This window comes from Shewanella sp. SM69, from assembly GCF_025653985.1.
GTDB classification, from domain to species: domain Bacteria; phylum Pseudomonadota; class Gammaproteobacteria; order Enterobacterales; family Shewanellaceae; genus Shewanella; species Shewanella oncorhynchi.
Genome location: NZ_JAKKRV010000013.1, coordinates 1 through 18,015 on the forward strand (window position 1 = coordinate 1; position 18,015 = coordinate 18,015).

8 protein-coding genes and 4 tRNA genes are annotated in these 18,015 nt (G+C 43.2%); 8 read left to right on the top strand and 4 right to left on the bottom strand.

Annotation, left to right across the window (positions count from 1 at the left end):
* The 7 genes from L5M37_RS16550 to L5M37_RS16580 form a co-directional block, all read left to right on the top strand.
* Positions 1 to 5,981 (top strand): VCBS domain-containing protein (locus L5M37_RS16550; protein WP_263201270.1); only part of this gene is annotated, 5,981 nt, incomplete at its 5' end.
* Positions 5,982 to 6,071: 90 nt separating this feature from the next.
* Entirely contained in the window at positions 6,072 to 8,249 is a 2,178-nt protein-coding gene (locus L5M37_RS16555) for a type I secretion system permease/ATPase (protein WP_105250446.1), read from the top strand.
* Positions 8,246 to 9,628, top strand: a complete 1,383-nt coding sequence (locus L5M37_RS16560) for an HlyD family type I secretion periplasmic adaptor subunit (RefSeq protein WP_168825932.1) — start codon at positions 8,246 to 8,248, stop codon at positions 9,626 to 9,628. The genes L5M37_RS16555 and L5M37_RS16560 overlap by 4 nt, the downstream gene beginning before the upstream one ends.
* Before the next feature lie 28 nt (positions 9,629 to 9,656).
* Positions 9,657 to 11,078, top strand: coding sequence for a TolC family outer membrane protein (locus L5M37_RS16565; RefSeq protein WP_113940855.1), 1,422 nt, complete (start codon positions 9,657 to 9,659; stop codon positions 11,076 to 11,078).
* Positions 11,075 to 11,683: an OmpA family protein gene (locus tag L5M37_RS16570; RefSeq protein ID WP_105250449.1), complete on the top strand. Its 609-nt coding sequence runs from the start codon at positions 11,075 to 11,077 to the stop codon at positions 11,681 to 11,683. The genes L5M37_RS16565 and L5M37_RS16570 overlap by 4 nt, the downstream gene beginning before the upstream one ends.
* Positions 11,684 to 11,702: 19 nt before the next feature.
* A complete protein-coding gene (locus L5M37_RS16575; protein ID WP_105250450.1) occupies positions 11,703 to 12,410 on the top strand; it encodes a transglutaminase-like cysteine peptidase in 708 nt (235 codons plus the stop codon).
* 8 nt (positions 12,411 to 12,418) lie between these two features.
* On the top strand, positions 12,419 to 14,338 hold the full coding sequence (locus L5M37_RS16580; RefSeq protein ID WP_105250451.1) for an EAL domain-containing protein: 1,920 nt from the start codon (positions 12,419 to 12,421) through the stop codon (positions 14,336 to 14,338).
* Between the two features lie 259 nt (positions 14,339 to 14,597).
* Here the strand turns inward: L5M37_RS16580 and L5M37_RS16585 are convergent.
* The 4 genes from L5M37_RS16585 to L5M37_RS16600 all read right to left on the bottom strand — a co-directional run bounded on the left by L5M37_RS16585 (position 14,598) and on the right by L5M37_RS16600 (position 15,145).
* A tRNA-Pro gene (locus L5M37_RS16585) sits at positions 14,598 to 14,674 on the bottom strand.
* Between the two features lie 156 nt (positions 14,675 to 14,830).
* Positions 14,831 to 14,907, bottom strand: a tRNA-Pro gene (locus L5M37_RS16590).
* 32 nt (positions 14,908 to 14,939) lie between these two features.
* Positions 14,940 to 15,015: transfer RNA gene (locus L5M37_RS16595), tRNA-His, on the bottom strand.
* 53 nt (positions 15,016 to 15,068) lie between these two features.
* Positions 15,069 to 15,145, bottom strand: a tRNA-Arg gene (locus L5M37_RS16600).
* A gap of 206 nt (positions 15,146 to 15,351) precedes the next feature.
* Here L5M37_RS16600 and L5M37_RS16605 point away from each other — a divergent pair.
* Positions 15,352 to 18,000, top strand: a complete 2,649-nt coding sequence (locus tag L5M37_RS16605) for a diguanylate cyclase domain-containing protein (RefSeq protein WP_263201271.1) — start codon at positions 15,352 to 15,354, stop codon at positions 17,998 to 18,000.
* The last annotated feature ends 15 nt before the right edge of the window (positions 18,001 to 18,015 follow it).

An 18,015-nucleotide genomic window follows, 5' to 3' on the forward strand; every position in this document is an offset into this window, starting at 1 on the left:
CGGTCACCAGTGCCGATGGCACCGCCAGCCACACCGTGACCATCACCATTGTCGGCGCGAACGATCCCGCTGACATYACGGTCGGTAACGGCGACAGCGATGCCGGCACCGTCACCGAAGACGGCGATWCCGACACCCTGCCAGGCACAGTACAAACGGTGGCTGGCACCTTAACCGTCACCGACGTCGACAACGGCGAAGCGGTCTTCCAAGTACAAACCAATGTCGCCGATGGCAACTACGGTTTCTTCAGCATYGATGCCGACGGTAACTGGACCTACACCTTAAACAACAGCCACAGCGACGTGCAGTCACTCAAGGCGGGTGAAACCCTGACCCGTGACATCACGGTCACCAGTGCCGATGGCACCGCCAGCCACACCGTGACCATCACCATTGTCGGCGCGAACGACTATCCAGTAATAAATTCCGTATCAAATGCTACGGTATCTGAAGAGGGGCTACTTAACGGTATAGTAGATGACATTGGTAATTCTGATACTACAGATGATGTTTCTGCTAGCGGCACAATAAATATTAGTGATATTGATGGTGACTCTTTAACCGTTTCACTTTCTGGCCCAACAGAATTAATGTCAGGTGGACAAGCTGTAAATTGGCTCTGGGATACGAATACACAAACACTAATGGGCTACACGGGCACTATTGGCGAATCTTCCTATGTTGAAGTAATGGCTGTTGTTCTAACGGCTCCAACTTCTGGTGATTCCAATTGGACCTATGATGTGACTTTAAAGGCACCACTTGATCATCCAGACACTACATCTGAAGATACTATTACATTCGATATAGGTATTACTGTTAATGATAATCATGGTGGCACCTCTACAGGTAGCTTTAGTGTTACGGTTGAAGATGACGCACCTGAAATCGCATCTATTAGCCCTGTCGAAGTAACGAATATAGATATTCCTGATACTTTAGTCGGTCTATTCTCTCTAACTGGCTATAGTGGCAACAACAATCTTCTTGATTTTGATGGTTTTACGATCACAGCCAAAGGATTTACCTCTTCAACAAACTCTAATTTAATTGATGCCGCAATCTATGGAAGTGGTAACGGGATAGGAGTTAGCAGTGTAGGGGCTCCTTATCATAATCTCGCGAACGAAGTCGATTTCCGTAAATTTGCAGATGGAAGTTCTGCATCTGAAGAAATCATCATTACTCTCGATCCAGGTACTGTTGCCTACGGCGTGAATATCCAGTTTTCCCATATGTTTGGCGGCGAGCTAGAAGTAGGAATTGTTGAGTTCTGGCGTGATGGTCAGCTTATTGCCACTCAAACATTTAGCTCTGACGCTAATAGTGGTGACTATGCTGCTAATTTCCAAGTCTTACAAGGCGGATTTGATACCATGGTTATCAAGGCGCTAGATAATGGTCAAGGGCCTCACAGCAGCGATAATAGTGATTTTACAATAACGGCAATTGAATTTACTGGTTCACCAACCCCTCCAGCAATCGCTTTTGCTACGGGAGTAATCAGCCCAGAGTGGGGGGCTGATGGTAAAGGCTCATTAACGTTGACTGGCAGTACAGAAAACAATCTGCTTACAGCATCAGGCAGCACAATTACCATTACTCAAAATGCAAATACGCTTACTGGTATAGATGAAAATGGTGAATTAGTATTTAGATTAGAATTTACGCCTGGAACAGGCACTTGGGAGTTTTTCCAATACCAAGAAATGCTCCAACCTTCTGATGGCGATATTGATTTCACAGTAAGAGCAACAGATCGTGATGGTGACTACACCGACGGTTCTTTCTCGGTTATTCCGCAGTTATACATAGCGCCACCTTCTGCACCAGAAGTGACCATTATCGATGACACTAATAATGACTCGTATTTAAGTCCTACTGAAGTAGGAAATGACGACGTTCAAATACAAGTCGAAATTGATGCTGCTGATTTTGCTGCTGGAGGCTATGTCAATCTCACTATTACAAACAGTGGTGTAACAACCAATGTCGAACTCAAACTGGTCAACGGTGAACTGCAACTTGCAGATGGTTCTCCAGCAACAGGTTTTAGTTATAGTAATGGTGTCATCAGTTGGACCGAAAGCACACCTGCGGCAGGCCAAAACATTACAGTAACCGCCAGCCAAACAAACTTTGCAGGAAATACTTCTCCTTCCGGCTCTGACAGTGCAACTATTTATCTGCCTGATAATCGCCAAACCATTGTTAATGAAAGTGATCTTCGTGACAATATTCCTAATGTTGTCTCAAGTACAATTAGTTTCACCGCAGGAAACCAACCACTGACACAGTTCCGTTTTAATGAGTCCACCATTAACGCTGCGACCAACCTTGCTGCTGGTGTAAGCATAGTGTGGGCCATTGCCACAAATGGCGCGCTAATAGGTTCGATAGATGGTATTGACGTGATTCAATTAACCCTCAGCGGCGGCTCAATTGCTGCTGGTACAACGGGTGATCTCACTATTAATGTTGAACTTCTCGATAACATAAAACACGTAAATGCTCTCGATGGCACAAATCTAAATTCACTGATCAATGGTATTGTTATTGAAGCTGTTAGCGCCGATGGTAGCATTTTGACCGGTAATTTAAGCATCGTCATTAATGACGATCTAATCTCCATCGACCCTGTAAGTACCTCTGGAGTAAATAGCTCTACTGCTGCCAACATAGTAGGCGCCCTCAATATTATTGGAGCCGATGGTAATGATCATACCCTTGATGATAATTACAGCATAAGCCTTACAACGAATATTACGGGATGGAATGGAACAACAGTTACATTCGCTAACTCTGGTATAACGGCCGATGGATTAACTGTCTTTTACTACGTTGATCCAGCTAATCCAAATGTGCTTATTGCATATACAGATACCAATGGTACAGCCTCTGCCTATACGGGAGCAGCCAACCAAACGTTAATATTTACATTAACGACTGATTCTAATAGCAATGAGTACACTTTCGATATCAATCAAAGCATTGATGAACTTTCGACTATCCAAATCGCAGGCTTAGTTGGTGGACAGGGCGGTATCGGTGACGCTGTCTACGTCACGAGCAATAACTCAGCGAGTGGCTATGGTGTCTATAACGATATTTCTAAAATCCCATCAGGGGAGAATATTGCATTCACACTTACCGCCCGAGATCAAAATGGTGATCTTGGCCGTGTCAATGGCACCAACAACGGCTTTGGAGTTGACAATCCAAGTGTTAGTGGTAACGAAGTTTTAATTGTTAATTACTCTGAAGATGCTGCGACTGCGAGTTTTAATTTTACAGGCGCGACATCAATTCATTTTAAAGCCTATGATGAACAAGGTAATCTGCTAGGTGAAGGAAATATTACCAGCGGCCAAGTCATCCAGAACTTAGGTTCGATTGGTTATATTGAATTATCAGCTTTAGCAGGGACAAACTTCCAATTTACTGGCACAACTGCACAGACAATTGTGAGCTCAACTCAAAATGTCGATTTACATTTTGATGTAACAGTCACAGATAGTGATGGTGATACTAATACTGGCGGATTTAACGTCCATCTTGAAGCACCCAATACAACCCCAATCGCACCTGTTGCTCTAACCACTAACGCTATTGCAAGCCTTAACGAAGCTGACTTGCAGGCTGGCGCCCCTGATATGAGCGTACAAACACTCAGCTTTAAGTCCGGTAGCAACTCCATTGGTAGCTTCCAATTTGGTGATTTTAGTAGTATTTCCGTAACTGGTATTAATGCTCAAATTCATTGGGTGATAAATGCCGCAGGTCAATTAATCGGTACCGTTTATGGACGCGAAGCACTTCGCTTAACTTTAGATTGGGATCGTATTAATGCAGGAGAACAGGGAGATGTCACAGTTACCGCAGAATTACTCACTAATTTACCCCACAGCGTAAATGTGGATAATCTTACGGTAAATGGAATTAAAGTTGTTGCTATCGATGGTGCGGGTAATACAGCACATTCCACTGTCATTGTTAATGTTGCTGATGATGTGGATATTGCAAAAAATGATACAGACCAACTAGATGTTGTTGTTGACTCATTTAAGTTTTCTGGAGTTGTTGCTAATTGGCAAGGTACTACTGGTGGTACAAATATCACTAAATATGATGGTCCAGATAACGATACAGGCCTAGATCAGATTCGTTGGGGTGACCCATCTAGTTGGTATGGAAGCCAATCAGGCTATGGCTTTTTGGATAACGATGCAGCTTTACAGGGCTCGCTATCGCTCAACCAGGATATCGTTTTGGGTACATTTACCCACTACAATTATTCAATTACATCAGGTACATCTATTACTGCAGCCACAATGCAAGTGACCTTTAACGTCACAGATGCATACGGAGTAACCACACCTGTAACCTTAACACTTAACTTCAATCATAACGAAACACCTAATACGAACGACCCAATTGCTTCACGCGATATTGTCACTGTAGGGCAAACTAGTGTGACCTTCAACTATGAAGGTCAAGTATACACAATGCAAGTTATTGGATTTAAAGACACTAATGGCAACATTGTCACATCTATCTACACGAATGAAGATGCTGCGACAAGTTACCAACTGGTTGTACGTATGGTTGCTGGTAATGGGTATACCTTACCAAACACTGACGGTAATGTATTGACAAACGATGTAGTTGGAGCTGATGGTCCATTGACCATTATTGGGGTAGCCAAGGGCGATCTTACCAATACAGGCGGGGTATCTGGGCAAGTAGGTTCAACCATAACGGGCTTATATGGCACTCTGGTACTAAATGTAGATGGTACCTATAAGTACCAACTCACAGCGAATGCAAGCCAATTACCAACAGTAGGAGCGGTAGAAACCTTCACTTATACCATTCGTGATAGTGACGGTGATGTATCAAGTGCAACCTTGAAAATCAACGTTAATCCCGTCAATAGCGATGGTATTAATATTGCGGACGCCAACCTTATTACCACTCAAGGCTCTAGTCTGAATGACACTATGGTCGTTGTTAATGGTGAAAATGCTAATAACCAAAACCAAAAAATATTGAACGTCAGTTTTGGTGGTGGCCAAAGCGGTATCATCACAAACAGTAACGGCAAAGAGGTTATTGCTTCTGGAGCTAACAATAAGAGCTATAGCTCTACGGATACCCAAATCGTTAATAGCGGCGAGGGTAACGATCATATTGAAACCGGCAAAGGCAACGATGTTATCTATGCGGGTAAAACAGGCTCGACTGGATATGGTTCCGATGATGCTCTTGAGCTATCAGTCAATACGCTCCTAAATCACCATATTATGACGGGCGAATTAACTGGCTCTAACAGAATGGTTGATAGTAACGGCCTATTATTGGCTAATGATGTCGCTTCACATAACGCTGATATTGTAAATGCTGGCAGCGGTGATGACCGAATTTATGGTCAATCTGGCTCTGACATTCTCTATGGTCATACTGGTAATGATTATATTGATGGTGGTAGCCACAACGATGCACTTCGTGGTGGAGACGGTAACGACACCTTAATTGGTGGACTCGGTGATGACGTCCTGCGTGGTGATAGCGGCGCTGACACCTTCGTATGGCGCTATACGGATGCAGACCAAGGTACTGACCACATCATGGACTTCAATGTAAGTGAAGATAAGCTTGATCTGAGTGATTTACTCCAAGGAGAAACGGCTAATACTTTAGAAAGCTATCTGAACTTTAGCCTAGATAGCAATGGCTCTACCGTTATCGATATAGATGCAAATAAAGATGGAGTTATTGATCAACATATTGTGCTTGATGGGGTTAACCTCTATAGCCAATATGGTGCAACTGATAATGCGGGTATTATTAATGGCTTACTCGGTACCAATGGTAGTGGGCCGTTAATTATCGATACCCAGCCTGTAAATCCAGAAACACCGCAGGGATTAACTAAATTTACTGATGATCCTAATACCAATGGCAATGTGATCCCTTAGATAAAATCGTTTGGATGGCCTATAGAAATATAGGCCATCATGACCGATACTTGCCATAACCATATAAAAATCCAAAGGATAAGTAATTAGGTGTCTGCTGCAGCTTCTGAAAAAATTGATCAATGGACCATTTCTGCCTCACAAAGAGTGTTAGTGGATCCTTTGCTGGATTGTTTAGTGTTACTCACTGAGCATTTTGGCAATCCGTGCTCGAGCGATTCGCTTGCGGCAGGTTTACCCTTGTCAGGTACCGTATTATCACCTGACTTATTACCTCAGGCGGCTTCAAGAGCGGGTCTAGCGGCTAAGCTATCTCGAAAAGGATTAAACGAAGTATCACCTATATTGCTCCCCTGTATTTTATTATTAAAAGACAAAAAAGCCTGTATATTGCGAGAACTTGATGTTGCATCAGATAAAGCAATTATTCAATTACCCGAGACGGGCGGTGAAGAGACACTGACAATTGAGTCGCTCGAAGCCTTATATGTGGGGTATTTATTCTTAGTCAAACAAGAATACCGTGGCGACATGGGCTTCGATGTTTATCTACACGATAATAAAACCCACTGGTTAGTCCAAACCCTCAAAGATTCAGCACCCATTTATCGTGATGCATTAATCGCTTCTGTATTGGTGAATTTATTCGCCTTAGTTTCACCGTTATTTATTATGAATGTGTATGACAAAGTCGTCCCAAACCTCGCCTTTGAATCCCTTTGGGTTTTAGCGATTGGTGCGGCGATTGCTTATATGTTCGATCTTATCATGCGGCAACTTAGAAGTTACCTCATCGATGTTGCAGGAAAAAAAGTAGATATTATTGTGTCTTCGCGACTTTTTGCTAAAGCGATAGGTATTCCCCTAGAAAAACGTTCTCCTAGTATCGGCGGCATGGCGAAACAGTTAGGTGAATTCGATAACATTCGTGAAATTTTAACTTCGGCAACGATCACTACTTTAGTCGATCTCCCCTTCGCGATATTTTTCTTAATTATTATTTTTATTGTCGCTGGTGATCTCGCTATAGTTCCAGTCATTGGCGGCATCATTATTATTGGCTTCACGCTTTATATTCAACCTAAACTCAAAGCGGCAATCGAAGAAGGCAATAAATTTTCAAGCTTAAAACATGGGCATTTAATTGAGAGCTTATCAGCGCTAGAGTCAATTAAAGCTAATGGTGCTGAAGGAATTGTGCAAAAAAGCTGGCAACAGATGATAGGCCACAGTGCAAACTGGCAATTAAGGTCAAAAAAGCTCTCCAACTCTGTATCGAACGTAGCGAACTTTACGGTGCAATTTACCGTTGTCTGCGTGGTGATTTTGGGCGTTTATCGTGTGGCTGATAATGCGATATCTATGGGCGGAATTATTGCTGCGGTCATGCTATCGAGCCGTGCCATTTCACCGATGGCACAACTTGCAGGCCTGATGACGAGAGCAAACCACACAGCCAGTGCACTACGCCAACTGAATGAAATCATGACTCAAGAAGATGAGTTTGAAAATAAAGGGCATTTAGTTAGCAAACAAAGACTCATAGGCAAGATCAATGCTGATCATGTCGGTTTTAGTTATCCAGGTTCTGAAAAGCCTGTGTTGCATCCGATGTCGCTGACGATTAATCCTGGCGAACGCATTGCCATTATCGGTCGAAATGGTTCAGGTAAAAGTACGCTCGCTAAGCTACTGGTCGGGCTATTTCAACCCACGGCAGGAAGCTTGCGCTACGACGGTTTAGACTCAGCACAGATTCATCCGAGTGATTTACGTCGTAATTTTGGCTACTTACCCCAAGATGTCACCCTATTCCATGGTTCTATTCGCGACAATATTTTATTTGGTACACGTCAAGTCACTGAACATCAACTCATCCGCGCGGTACAGCTTTCTGGTGTGAGTCAATTCACCAACCTAGAAGCAGAAGGCCTAGACCAACAGGTCGGCGAAGGCGGCATGTCACTCAGTCGCGGACAAAGACAAACTGTCGCCCTTGCTCGCGCCACACTGAATGATCCCCCAGTGTTACTTATGGATGAGCCTACGGCGAGTTTAGATGCTCGCGCTGAACAACAATTTATTCGTTCAATGCAAAATGTCAGCAAAGATAGAACGTTAATTCTTATTACCCACAAGATGCATTTATTGCAACTCGTCGACCGCATTATTGTACTTGAACGCGGCCATGTGGTTGCCGATGGACCTAAAGCAGAAGTGCTAGAAAAACTCAATTTTGGCCTAGTGAACGGAGAGGCTAAAAGATGAGTAAACATTTAACAACAAACGACTTAGACATGGTTGATGATGTCTATGGCGCCATGATGACAGACGCTCCCAGCGGACACAGATTAATCATATGGGCACTTGCTGCTATGGTAGTGTGTTTTTTACTGTGGGCGGGGTTTGCTCAATTAGATAAGGTTACTACTGGAACGGGAAAAGTGATTCCTTCATCGCAAGTTCAAGTGATCCAAAGTCTAGATGGCGGCATAATGCAAGAACTCTACGTTCAAGAAGGTGAGATAGTCACAAAAGGGCAGCCTTTAGTGCGTATTGATGATACCCGCTTTCGCTCCGACTTTGCTCAACAAGAGCAAGAGGTTTATGGCTTAAAAACCAATGCTATCCGCATGCGCGCCGAACTCGACAGCATTCTGATATCAGACATGACCTCTGATTGGCGTGAGCAAGTGCTTATCACTAAAGAAGCATTGATATTCCCTGAGGCTATCATTGCTGCGGAACCCGCCTTAGTGAAAAGACAACAAGAGGAATACAACGGGCGCTTAGATAACTTAAGTAACCAACTTGAGATCCTCGTACGTCAAATTCAGCAAAGACAGCAAGAAATTGATGATCTCGCCTCTAAAACAACAACATTAACGACGAGCATGCAGCTAATATCCCGCGAGCTTGAACTCACTCGACCTTTAGCCAAAAAAGGTATTGTTCCTGAAGTTGAGTTACTCAAACTCGAACGCACGGTAAACGACTTGCAAGGTGAATTGAATTCAATGCGTTTACTCCGCCCTAAAGTGAAAGCTGCATTAGACGAGGCTATCTTAAAACGCCGTGAAGCCGTATTTGTTTACGCTGCAGAACTGCGCGCACAGCTCAATGAAACTCAAACCCGCCTCTCTCGCATGAATGAAGCACAAGTTGGCGCGCAGGATAAAGTCAGTAAGGCGATTATCACCTCCCCTGTTAATGGCACCATTAAAACCACGCATATCAATACACTGGGTGGTGTAGTGCAACCTGGGATCGATATTATCGAGATAGTTCCGTCGGAAGATCAACTGCTGATAGAAACTAAAATCTTGCCTAAAGATATCGCTTTCTTACATCCAGGATTACCCGCCGTAGTAAAAATTACCGCCTATGATTTTACCCGCTATGGCGGCCTTAAAGGAACTGTCGAACATATTAGTGCCGACACTTCTCAAGATGAAGAAGGCAATAGCTACTATCTCATCAGAGTTAGAACTGCAGAATCTAGTTTAACCAAAAACGATGGCACACAGATGCCAATTATTCCGGGAATGTTAACTTCAGTTGACGTTATCACGGGGCAAAGATCCATACTTGAGTACATTTTAAATCCAATTTTAAGGGCTAAGGACACAGCGCTCAGAGAGCACTAAGCCTTTTTTATAAACCGGGAGGTTGGTCATGAAGACTTCAGCAATACGACAATTTCAATGTTCAAAGATAGCCATAGTGCTGTCATTAATCCTGTTACCTTTATCGGCTCAAAGTCAGACGTTAGAACAAGCCGTTGCACATACGCTAGATACAAACCCAGATTTACGAGTGGCCTTCAACCGCTTTAAAGCGCGAGAAGAACAAGTTAATCAAGCGATAGCAGGCTATATGCCAACTATTGATGTCAATGGTGGCTACGGTTATGAACAAACCGACAGCGTATCGACACGTAGACGACCCAATATCGGCGAAGTCGATAGCAAAGGGGTGGCTGAATTAAATCCCGGAGAGTTTGGTGTTAGCATAAAACAAATGCTTTTCGATGGTTTCTACACCAGCAGTGAAGTTGATCGTTATAGTTTTGAAGCTAGCGCAGACCAGTGGGCACTGCTTGCTGCCGCTGAAGATATGGCACTCGATGTCAGTAAAGTCTATCTCAACTATTTACGCACCGATGAAGTGTTAAAATTAGCCGAGAAAAACCTTAACAGCCATAAAGAAATTTATGACCAGATTAAACAACGTACTGACTCAGGTTTAGGCTCAATCGCAGATCTATCGCAAATCTCGGGACGTTTGGCGCGTGCTAATGCTAACGTTATTTCTGCTCGCAACAATTTACTTGATGCAAAAGCACAGTACGTCAAAATTGTAGCGTCGGCTCCGGCAGACTTAATATTACCAGTGCCAGATGCAGACATGCTGCCAAAGGATCTTAGCTCTGGCATTATTGTTGCGCAAGAGAATCACCCCATACTCAAATCTGCAGCAAACGATATTAGTGCCGCTGAAAATGAACGCTCTTCAGTACAATCCAATTACTACCCTCAGGTTTCTTTAGAACTAAATGGTAGCTGGAATAACGATATCAGCGGCGAAGATGGAATATCAGGTGCTGGTGCTTTCCGCAGTGATGTGGGTGGTCATAGTAACGATCTCGTCGCCATGGTGAGGGTGAGATACAACTTATTTGCGGGTGGTAAAGATCTTGCCCGTGAAAAAGAAACTGCTTACAAGTTGGGTGAAGCGAAAGAAATCCGCCAACGTGCCCAACGTGAAGTTGTTGAAGGGGTAAACCTAGCTTGGAACGCATTTGAAATGCTAGCGCCGCAAAAACAATATATTCGCGATCATGTCGTGGCCGCAAAGGATACTCAAACAGCCTATGCACAACAGTTCAACTTAGGCCAACGCAGCCTACTCGACTTATTAGATACCGAAAATGAGCTCTTCGAGGCGCGTAAAGACTACTTACAAGCTGAATATGATGAAGTTATTGCTAAGTATCGCGTGCTCAATTCTACAGGGCGATTATTAGACTCACTTAAAGTCACTAGACCTGATGCGTGGCGCGGAGAGCGCAATTATGAAGGAGGAGCTAACAAATGAAAACTCTCACATTTTTTCTAAGTGTCACTCTTTTAGCTGGTTGTTCGATGCGCGATACGGTTAATATTGACGAAATGGTCACAACTCAAACCTATGATCTATCTGATAAAGATAGCGATGGTGTCATTGAAGCCCGTGAACGCTGCAACGACACGGCCCAAGGGGCAGGTATTGATAACTATGGCTGTGGCAAAATAAAAGCGATTAACGAGCGAAAGGAAATAAATATTTTATTCCCGAATGACTCTGCTTATATTGCGCCTGAGTACTATCCTCAAATTGAAGAGGTGGCTATTTTTCTACGTCAGTATCCAACGACCAAAGTGACTATCGAAGGTCACACGAGTCGCACAGGAACCGATGAACGAAATACAGTATTATCTCAAGAACGTGCAAATGCTGTCACCGCAGTACTGGCTGAACGCTTTAGTATTGATAGAAGTCGATTAACTGCTATTGGATATGGTTCTAGCCGCCCAATTGTTTTAGAACAGACGCCAGAAGCAGAAATTCGTAACCGTCGTGTTGTTGCAGAAGTCACTGGTGATGATACGGCAGCAGACATGAAATGGACAATTTACTCGGTCGATGACAACTCAAAATAAAGGACTAACACATTAGGTTATGAACGGCAGACTTGATTATAAAGATTCATTATTGCGAGTCTGCCGCTTTAGCCTAATAGCGTCAGCCTTAGGCATATGTTGCCTATATGCGGCCCCCACACAAAACCTTGATGAAGTGAAGATAACTTCAACCCTAGAAAAACATTACGGCGAACGTGCTGGAATGCGAGCAAGGGCTTGGTTCAAAGTGTTATCGGAAGCGAGTACGCTAGATGAAAAAGAAAAGTTATTGAAGGTGAATAACTTTTTTAATTTATTCCGTTTTGTGGATGACAGTAAATTATGGGGAGACTCGAATTATTGGGCAACGCCGATGGAGTTTATTGGTGTGAATGGCGGTGATTGCGAAGACTTTTCGATCGCAAAATACTTCACCCTACTCCAACTTGGTGTTCAAGAGGACAAGATGCGGATCACTATGGTTAAAGCCACTACGGTTAATCAATACCATATGGTATTGGCTTACTATGAAACACCATCATCAATTCCTTTAGTGCTCGATAATCTTGACCATGAAATAAAACCCGCCACAAAAAGAAAAGATCTACTGCCTGTTTATAGCTTTAACGGTAAACAGTTATGGCTCAATAAAGAGCAAGGTCGAGGCGTACTGGCAGGGTCCTCAAAACGATTAGAAAAATGGAACGATCTTAACCATAGATTAGGTGTTGACCGTCTTAGGCAACCAAAATTAAAACTGGAGTAGCACCAAAAATGACACTGTTTAGACAGATTTATTCGCTGCTTTTTAGCCTGTTCTTGCTTGTAGTTGCAAGCCTTGGCTATGTGCAATTCACTGAGACTCAAAGCTTTTTAACAAAGCAAATGGAGTCCGATCTAAACAATGCCAGCACTTCACTCGGTCTAATGCTTACCCCAGCACTCGAAGCCGGCGATACCGCAGCGGCAGAAACCTTAGTGAATGTTATTTTTGAAGGTGGTTACTATCAAAATGTAAAATTGACTTGGATGGTCGATGGTAAGCAACAAGAGTGGAATAATCCTTTAAAAATTGAAGATGTCCCTCAATGGTTTATCAATCTAGATCTGTTTAAAACCATAAAAAAACAAAGCACTATCACCTCGGGTTGGCTGCAGCTAGCACAGCTTGAAATCACTGCTCATCCTGGTTTTGGTTATCATGAACTATGGCGAATCATGTCCAATACCATCATCGCCTTCTCACTACTTTTTCTCGTTGCTATTTTTACAGCAAGAGTAGGCTTAACATGGATATTGAAACCTCTCCACACCCTGTCTGAACACGCAAAAAGTATCGCAGCACGCCAATTTGGTCCAGACATGGCACTCCCCAAAACCACCGAATTAAAAGACTTAGTGACTGCATTTAACAGCATGTCAGCTCAATTGAAACAAGTGTTCCATTCTCTTGACGAAGAGGTTGGCGCGTTACGTAAGAAGAATCTTGTCGATCCGGCGTCAGGCCTGCCTAACCGCCAATATGTAGTAAGCCGTTTAAATGGTTGGTTAAGTGAACCTAGCAGCGGCGCTTTATTCCTCGCCAAGCTCGACTGGCTCGAAGAAGTGCACAGTAAATATGGCTATCAAGTTCGAGATGAAACCATACGGATCCTCGCAGAAAAGTTTCAACAGCAATTAAACGAAATAACGCCTTCGGTCATAGGGCGTATTGCCGCCTATGAATTTGCATTTTTAGTGACCGATGTTGAACACGATCAGATCAGTAAATATTTACAAACACTTATCCGTACCATCAATCAAGAAATGTCAAAAGCAGGCTGTAAGCCCAACGAAGACTTTGCTATCGGTATTGCAGAACGTATTGGGCAAATGAATGTATCTGATATTTTGGCCCAAGCCGACAATGCCCTTCAAAAAGCGTTACAAGAAAATAAAACCTTCCACTGGTTTGAAACCACAGAGCAGCAATTATTCACCCGCGAGCAATGGCGCGATAACCTCAGCCATGCTATCAGCAATAAGAAGTTTAAGTTTAGATGGCAACCCATCCAATTTTGCGATGGTGATGGCATAGCGCAACGGGAATTGTATTGCCAATTAGAGCTTGGCGATCAACTCGCCCATGCAGGGCAATTTATGCCGTATATCGAATTATTATCACTTGGTGCCTTACTCGATAAATGCTTAATTGAAACTGTCTACGAGCAAAAACTGCTCGAGCGGAGCTATGAACCGCTCGCAATTAACTTAACCCACCAAAGTATTAACGATCCTCAGTTCCATGAATGGCTAAATCAATTTTTGCGAAATGCCACATTTATTGAGCGCATCTGCTTCGAAATCCCTGAGGCTGGTGTTTATAGTGATCTTAAGTCATGCCAGCACTTATGTAACATCATTCGCGATAACGGTGCTAAGTTTGGTATTGACCACTTTGGTCGTCAGTTTGGCTCTATGTCTTATCTACAGGAATTAAGACCTAGCTATGTGAAGCTGGATCAATCCTTCGCCTACTATGATGAGACACACCACAATAGCGAATTGTGCCGCGCCCTAATCAACGTAGCAAAAGGATTGGACATTCAAGTCATAGTGACGGGTATTCAAGAAAAGGCTCAGCTAGAACGTTTTAACGAGCTTAGAACAGATGCCTATCAAGGCTTTATCGCCCCGCCAGTGAATCTTGACTAAGCCGTACTATTAAGAAGTAATTTTGCAAACAAAAAGCTCCGTAAGGAGCTTTTTGTTTTTCTACGGTTGAGTGACTATGCCGATGCAGTTCTGCAAGTCTGCCAGGTGTAAATAAGAACTGTGGCCAACTTCTATACTCGTTGAGGATGCGCTATCAAGCAACAACAAACATTATAATGCCAGTGAGTAAGTTTCATTTCGCCAATGCAAAAAAGCCTCAGTGTATTCATTAATGAATGCTGAGGCTTTTCTACTTATTTGGTCGGTGATAGAGGATTCGAACCTCTGACCCTCTGGTCCCAAACCAGATGCGCTACCGGACTGCGCTAATCACCGTAAATTTTGTACTATTGTTTACATACGCTTAGAGGGTTCACCCTCTCGTCCACTTTCATCCAAAACATCAGGATGCGTTATCGGACTGCGCTAATCACCGTAAAACATTAACTATTTACTTAACTTACATTAAGCTCGCTAGTCACGCGAAGAATTTGGTCGGTGATAGAGGATTCGAACCTCTGACCCTCTGGTCCCAAACCAGATGCGCTACCGGACTGCGCTAATCACCGAGAATGAAAATCTTTATATCAAAGTAAATGAATGGGGTGACTGATGGGGCTCGAACCCACGACAACCGGAATCACAATCCGGGACTCTACCAACTGAGCTACAATCACCACTGATTTTCACTTACTTTGCTAACCTTAAAGCTCACAACTCTATTCGGAAGTGGTGCGCCCAAAAGGATTCGAACCTTCGGCCTCACCCTCCGGAGGGGTGCGCTCTATCCAGCTGAGCTATGGGCGCTCGCCTTGGTTAGCGCCGCATATACTAGGGTCAAATCCCCTTTGAGTCTATAGCTGTTTTGCACTTTTTTTACTGACTGCTCAAGTTTTATCACATTAGCTGACTTTTAAAGCGGAATGCAGCCAAAATATGACTTGGATGTTACAGTATTTCATGCTAATTATAGACTTTGGTAAAAGCAAACATATATTTAACTAGTGAGTATCATGTTTAAGGATGAAGATGAAACTGGCCAGCCACGTGTGAGTGAAATTGAACGCTTACGCAAAAAAATTATTCGCTTAAAACAATTAGCGCATAAATATAAGCATGCTGAGATCATTCAAAACGCATTACTCGAAATATCCAATATTGCGACTCATGCTTCTTCACTCGAAGAATTCTATGTCGGCGTACATAGCCATCTAAAACAGCTCATTCCCGCTGATAATTTTTTTATTTCAACCCTAGATACTCACACAGGTGAACTTGCCATCCCCTTTTTCGCTGATGAGAAAGATGCCCATCCAGCGGAGCTTTATCCTGAACAATCACTATCTACATTATTACAGCAAGGATTAACAGGCTACGTACTCAGAACTGGGAAAGCTTTGTTGTGTAACAATGACACAGTCAATGAACTGATTGCCGCTGGAGAAATTGTTAATTTAGGTTCTCCCTGTCATCTGTGGCTGGGCGTGCCCATCAAACAAGATGACATAGTAACGGGTGTGTTAGTGGTGCAAACCTATGACACAAACATCAGTTATGGTGAAATCGAACTCGAGTTAATGACGTTCATTTGTCACCATATTGCTGGGGTAATGGAACGGCTAAAACATCAAGAACAATTAGAACAAGCTATCCAGCAAAGGACAAAAGAACTCAGCCAAGCCTACGATAAGTTAAAACTAGAAGTCTATGAACGGCGTAGAGCTGAACGCTTACAAAAATCACTGTTCGAAATCGCCGAGCTAGCAAGTTCCAGTGCAGACAACCCAGACTTTTATGCCCAATTGCATAATGTTATTCGACATTTAATTCCGGCCAATAACTGCTATATCGCCCTATTAGACGACACAGAAACCCACCTCACGTTTCCTTTTTATGTCTCGCAATTAGCCAATAAGCACCCAGGCACTCGACCGCTACAAGACGGCTTAACCGAATATGTGCTCAAACATAAGCGCCCACTACTGCTAGATCAAAGCAGTATCAATGCATTAATTGCCTCTGGTGAACTGTATTCCCAAGCGCCAGCATTAAATCATACTCAGACCATGCATCAGTGGATCGGAATCCCACTTTTTATCCATGATCAAGTTCGTGGTGCGTTAACGATTTACAGTTTTAGCATGACACAGAATTACCAAGTTAAAGACTTAGAATTACTGACATTTGTATCACAACATATAGGCTCAGCTATCGAGAAAAAGCTGTCCGCAGAGTCCTTACAACGCAGTTATGAAGAGCTAGAAGAAAAGGTTATTGATCGTACCAAAGCATTAGCCGAACTGAATAAAAGTCTTGAGAAAGAAATTCAACAACGCCGTAGTATGGAAGCCAAGCTAGTTCACGATGCCAAACATGATGCACTTACAGGCCTGCCTAATCGCGCTATGTTTATGGAGCGTTTATCTCAAGCGATCAAGCATGTTCGTCGCCATAGCTTAGAACAGTTTGCCCTACTGTTTATCGACCTCGACCGCTTCAAACAGATTAACGACACTATGGGACACCTAGAGGGTGATAAATTCTTAATTGAGACGGCAAGCCGACTCAAGTCCTGCATTCGTGATAACGACACCTTAGCGCGACTCGGTGGCGATGAGTTTGTGATACTGCTCGATAGCATTAACAACATCAACGACGCGAAAGATATATCAGAAAGAGTGATCCAAAAAATATCCCAGCCCTATCGACTTGGCACAATGGAATTTAGTTCTGGAGCCAGTATCGGTATCACCATCAGTGGCAAGCACAGAATTGATACCAGTGAATCTATGTTACGTAATGCAGATACTGCCATGTATCAGGCGAAAGCCAATGGTAAAGGCTGCTATGTTATTTTTGATGATAACGCCCAACATCAGGCCATGCAGGATGTCGAGTTAGAAACTGAATTTAGACATGCATTACACCATGCTGAAATCCAGCTTAGTTACTTACCAGTAGTCAATTTTAAAACAAGTCAAGTGCATGCATTAGAAAGCCGCCTGTTCTGGCAACATCCGCAGCGTGGGCTCTTACAGCAGGAACAACTTAGCACGCTTGCTGAACAGTCACACCTTACCGTTGAGCTCGATAAATATACGATCAACATCATAGATAGCAGCTATCCCCAACTCCTCAAGCAATATGATGAATCTGTTGAATTACATGTCATGCTTTCGAGCCAACATCTCAAGCATAAGCATGTACTGCGCAGTTTGAAAAACACTCTCAAGCAAACCCAGTTAAACCTGAGCCATTTGTGGTTATTCTTCAATGAAAAAGCCCTAGTGCAGGAAACTGAAAATCATATCAATGGCTTTGAATTGTTGCAGAAGCTCGGGGTAAAACTCGGTATCAGCCAGTACGGTAGCGGCTATAGTGCATTAAATAGCTTATTGTTTCTGCCGATAAAAGGCTTAAAACTCGATGCCAACCTCACCAAACAAATACAAGGCGAGCAACAGCTTAAGTTAATGTCAGCCTATCAAAAAACGGCATCAACCCTAGAGCTTCAAACCTTTGTCGATGGCATTGATAACCCTGAACAAAAACGTATCTTCAGTGAACTGGGTTATCAGCTGGGCCAGGGGGCTTCTTTAGCCGACACTTTTACCTTATGTGAAACCCAACCACAGATATGTGCTCAGCTCGAATATGCCTAGTAAAAAATAAGTAGC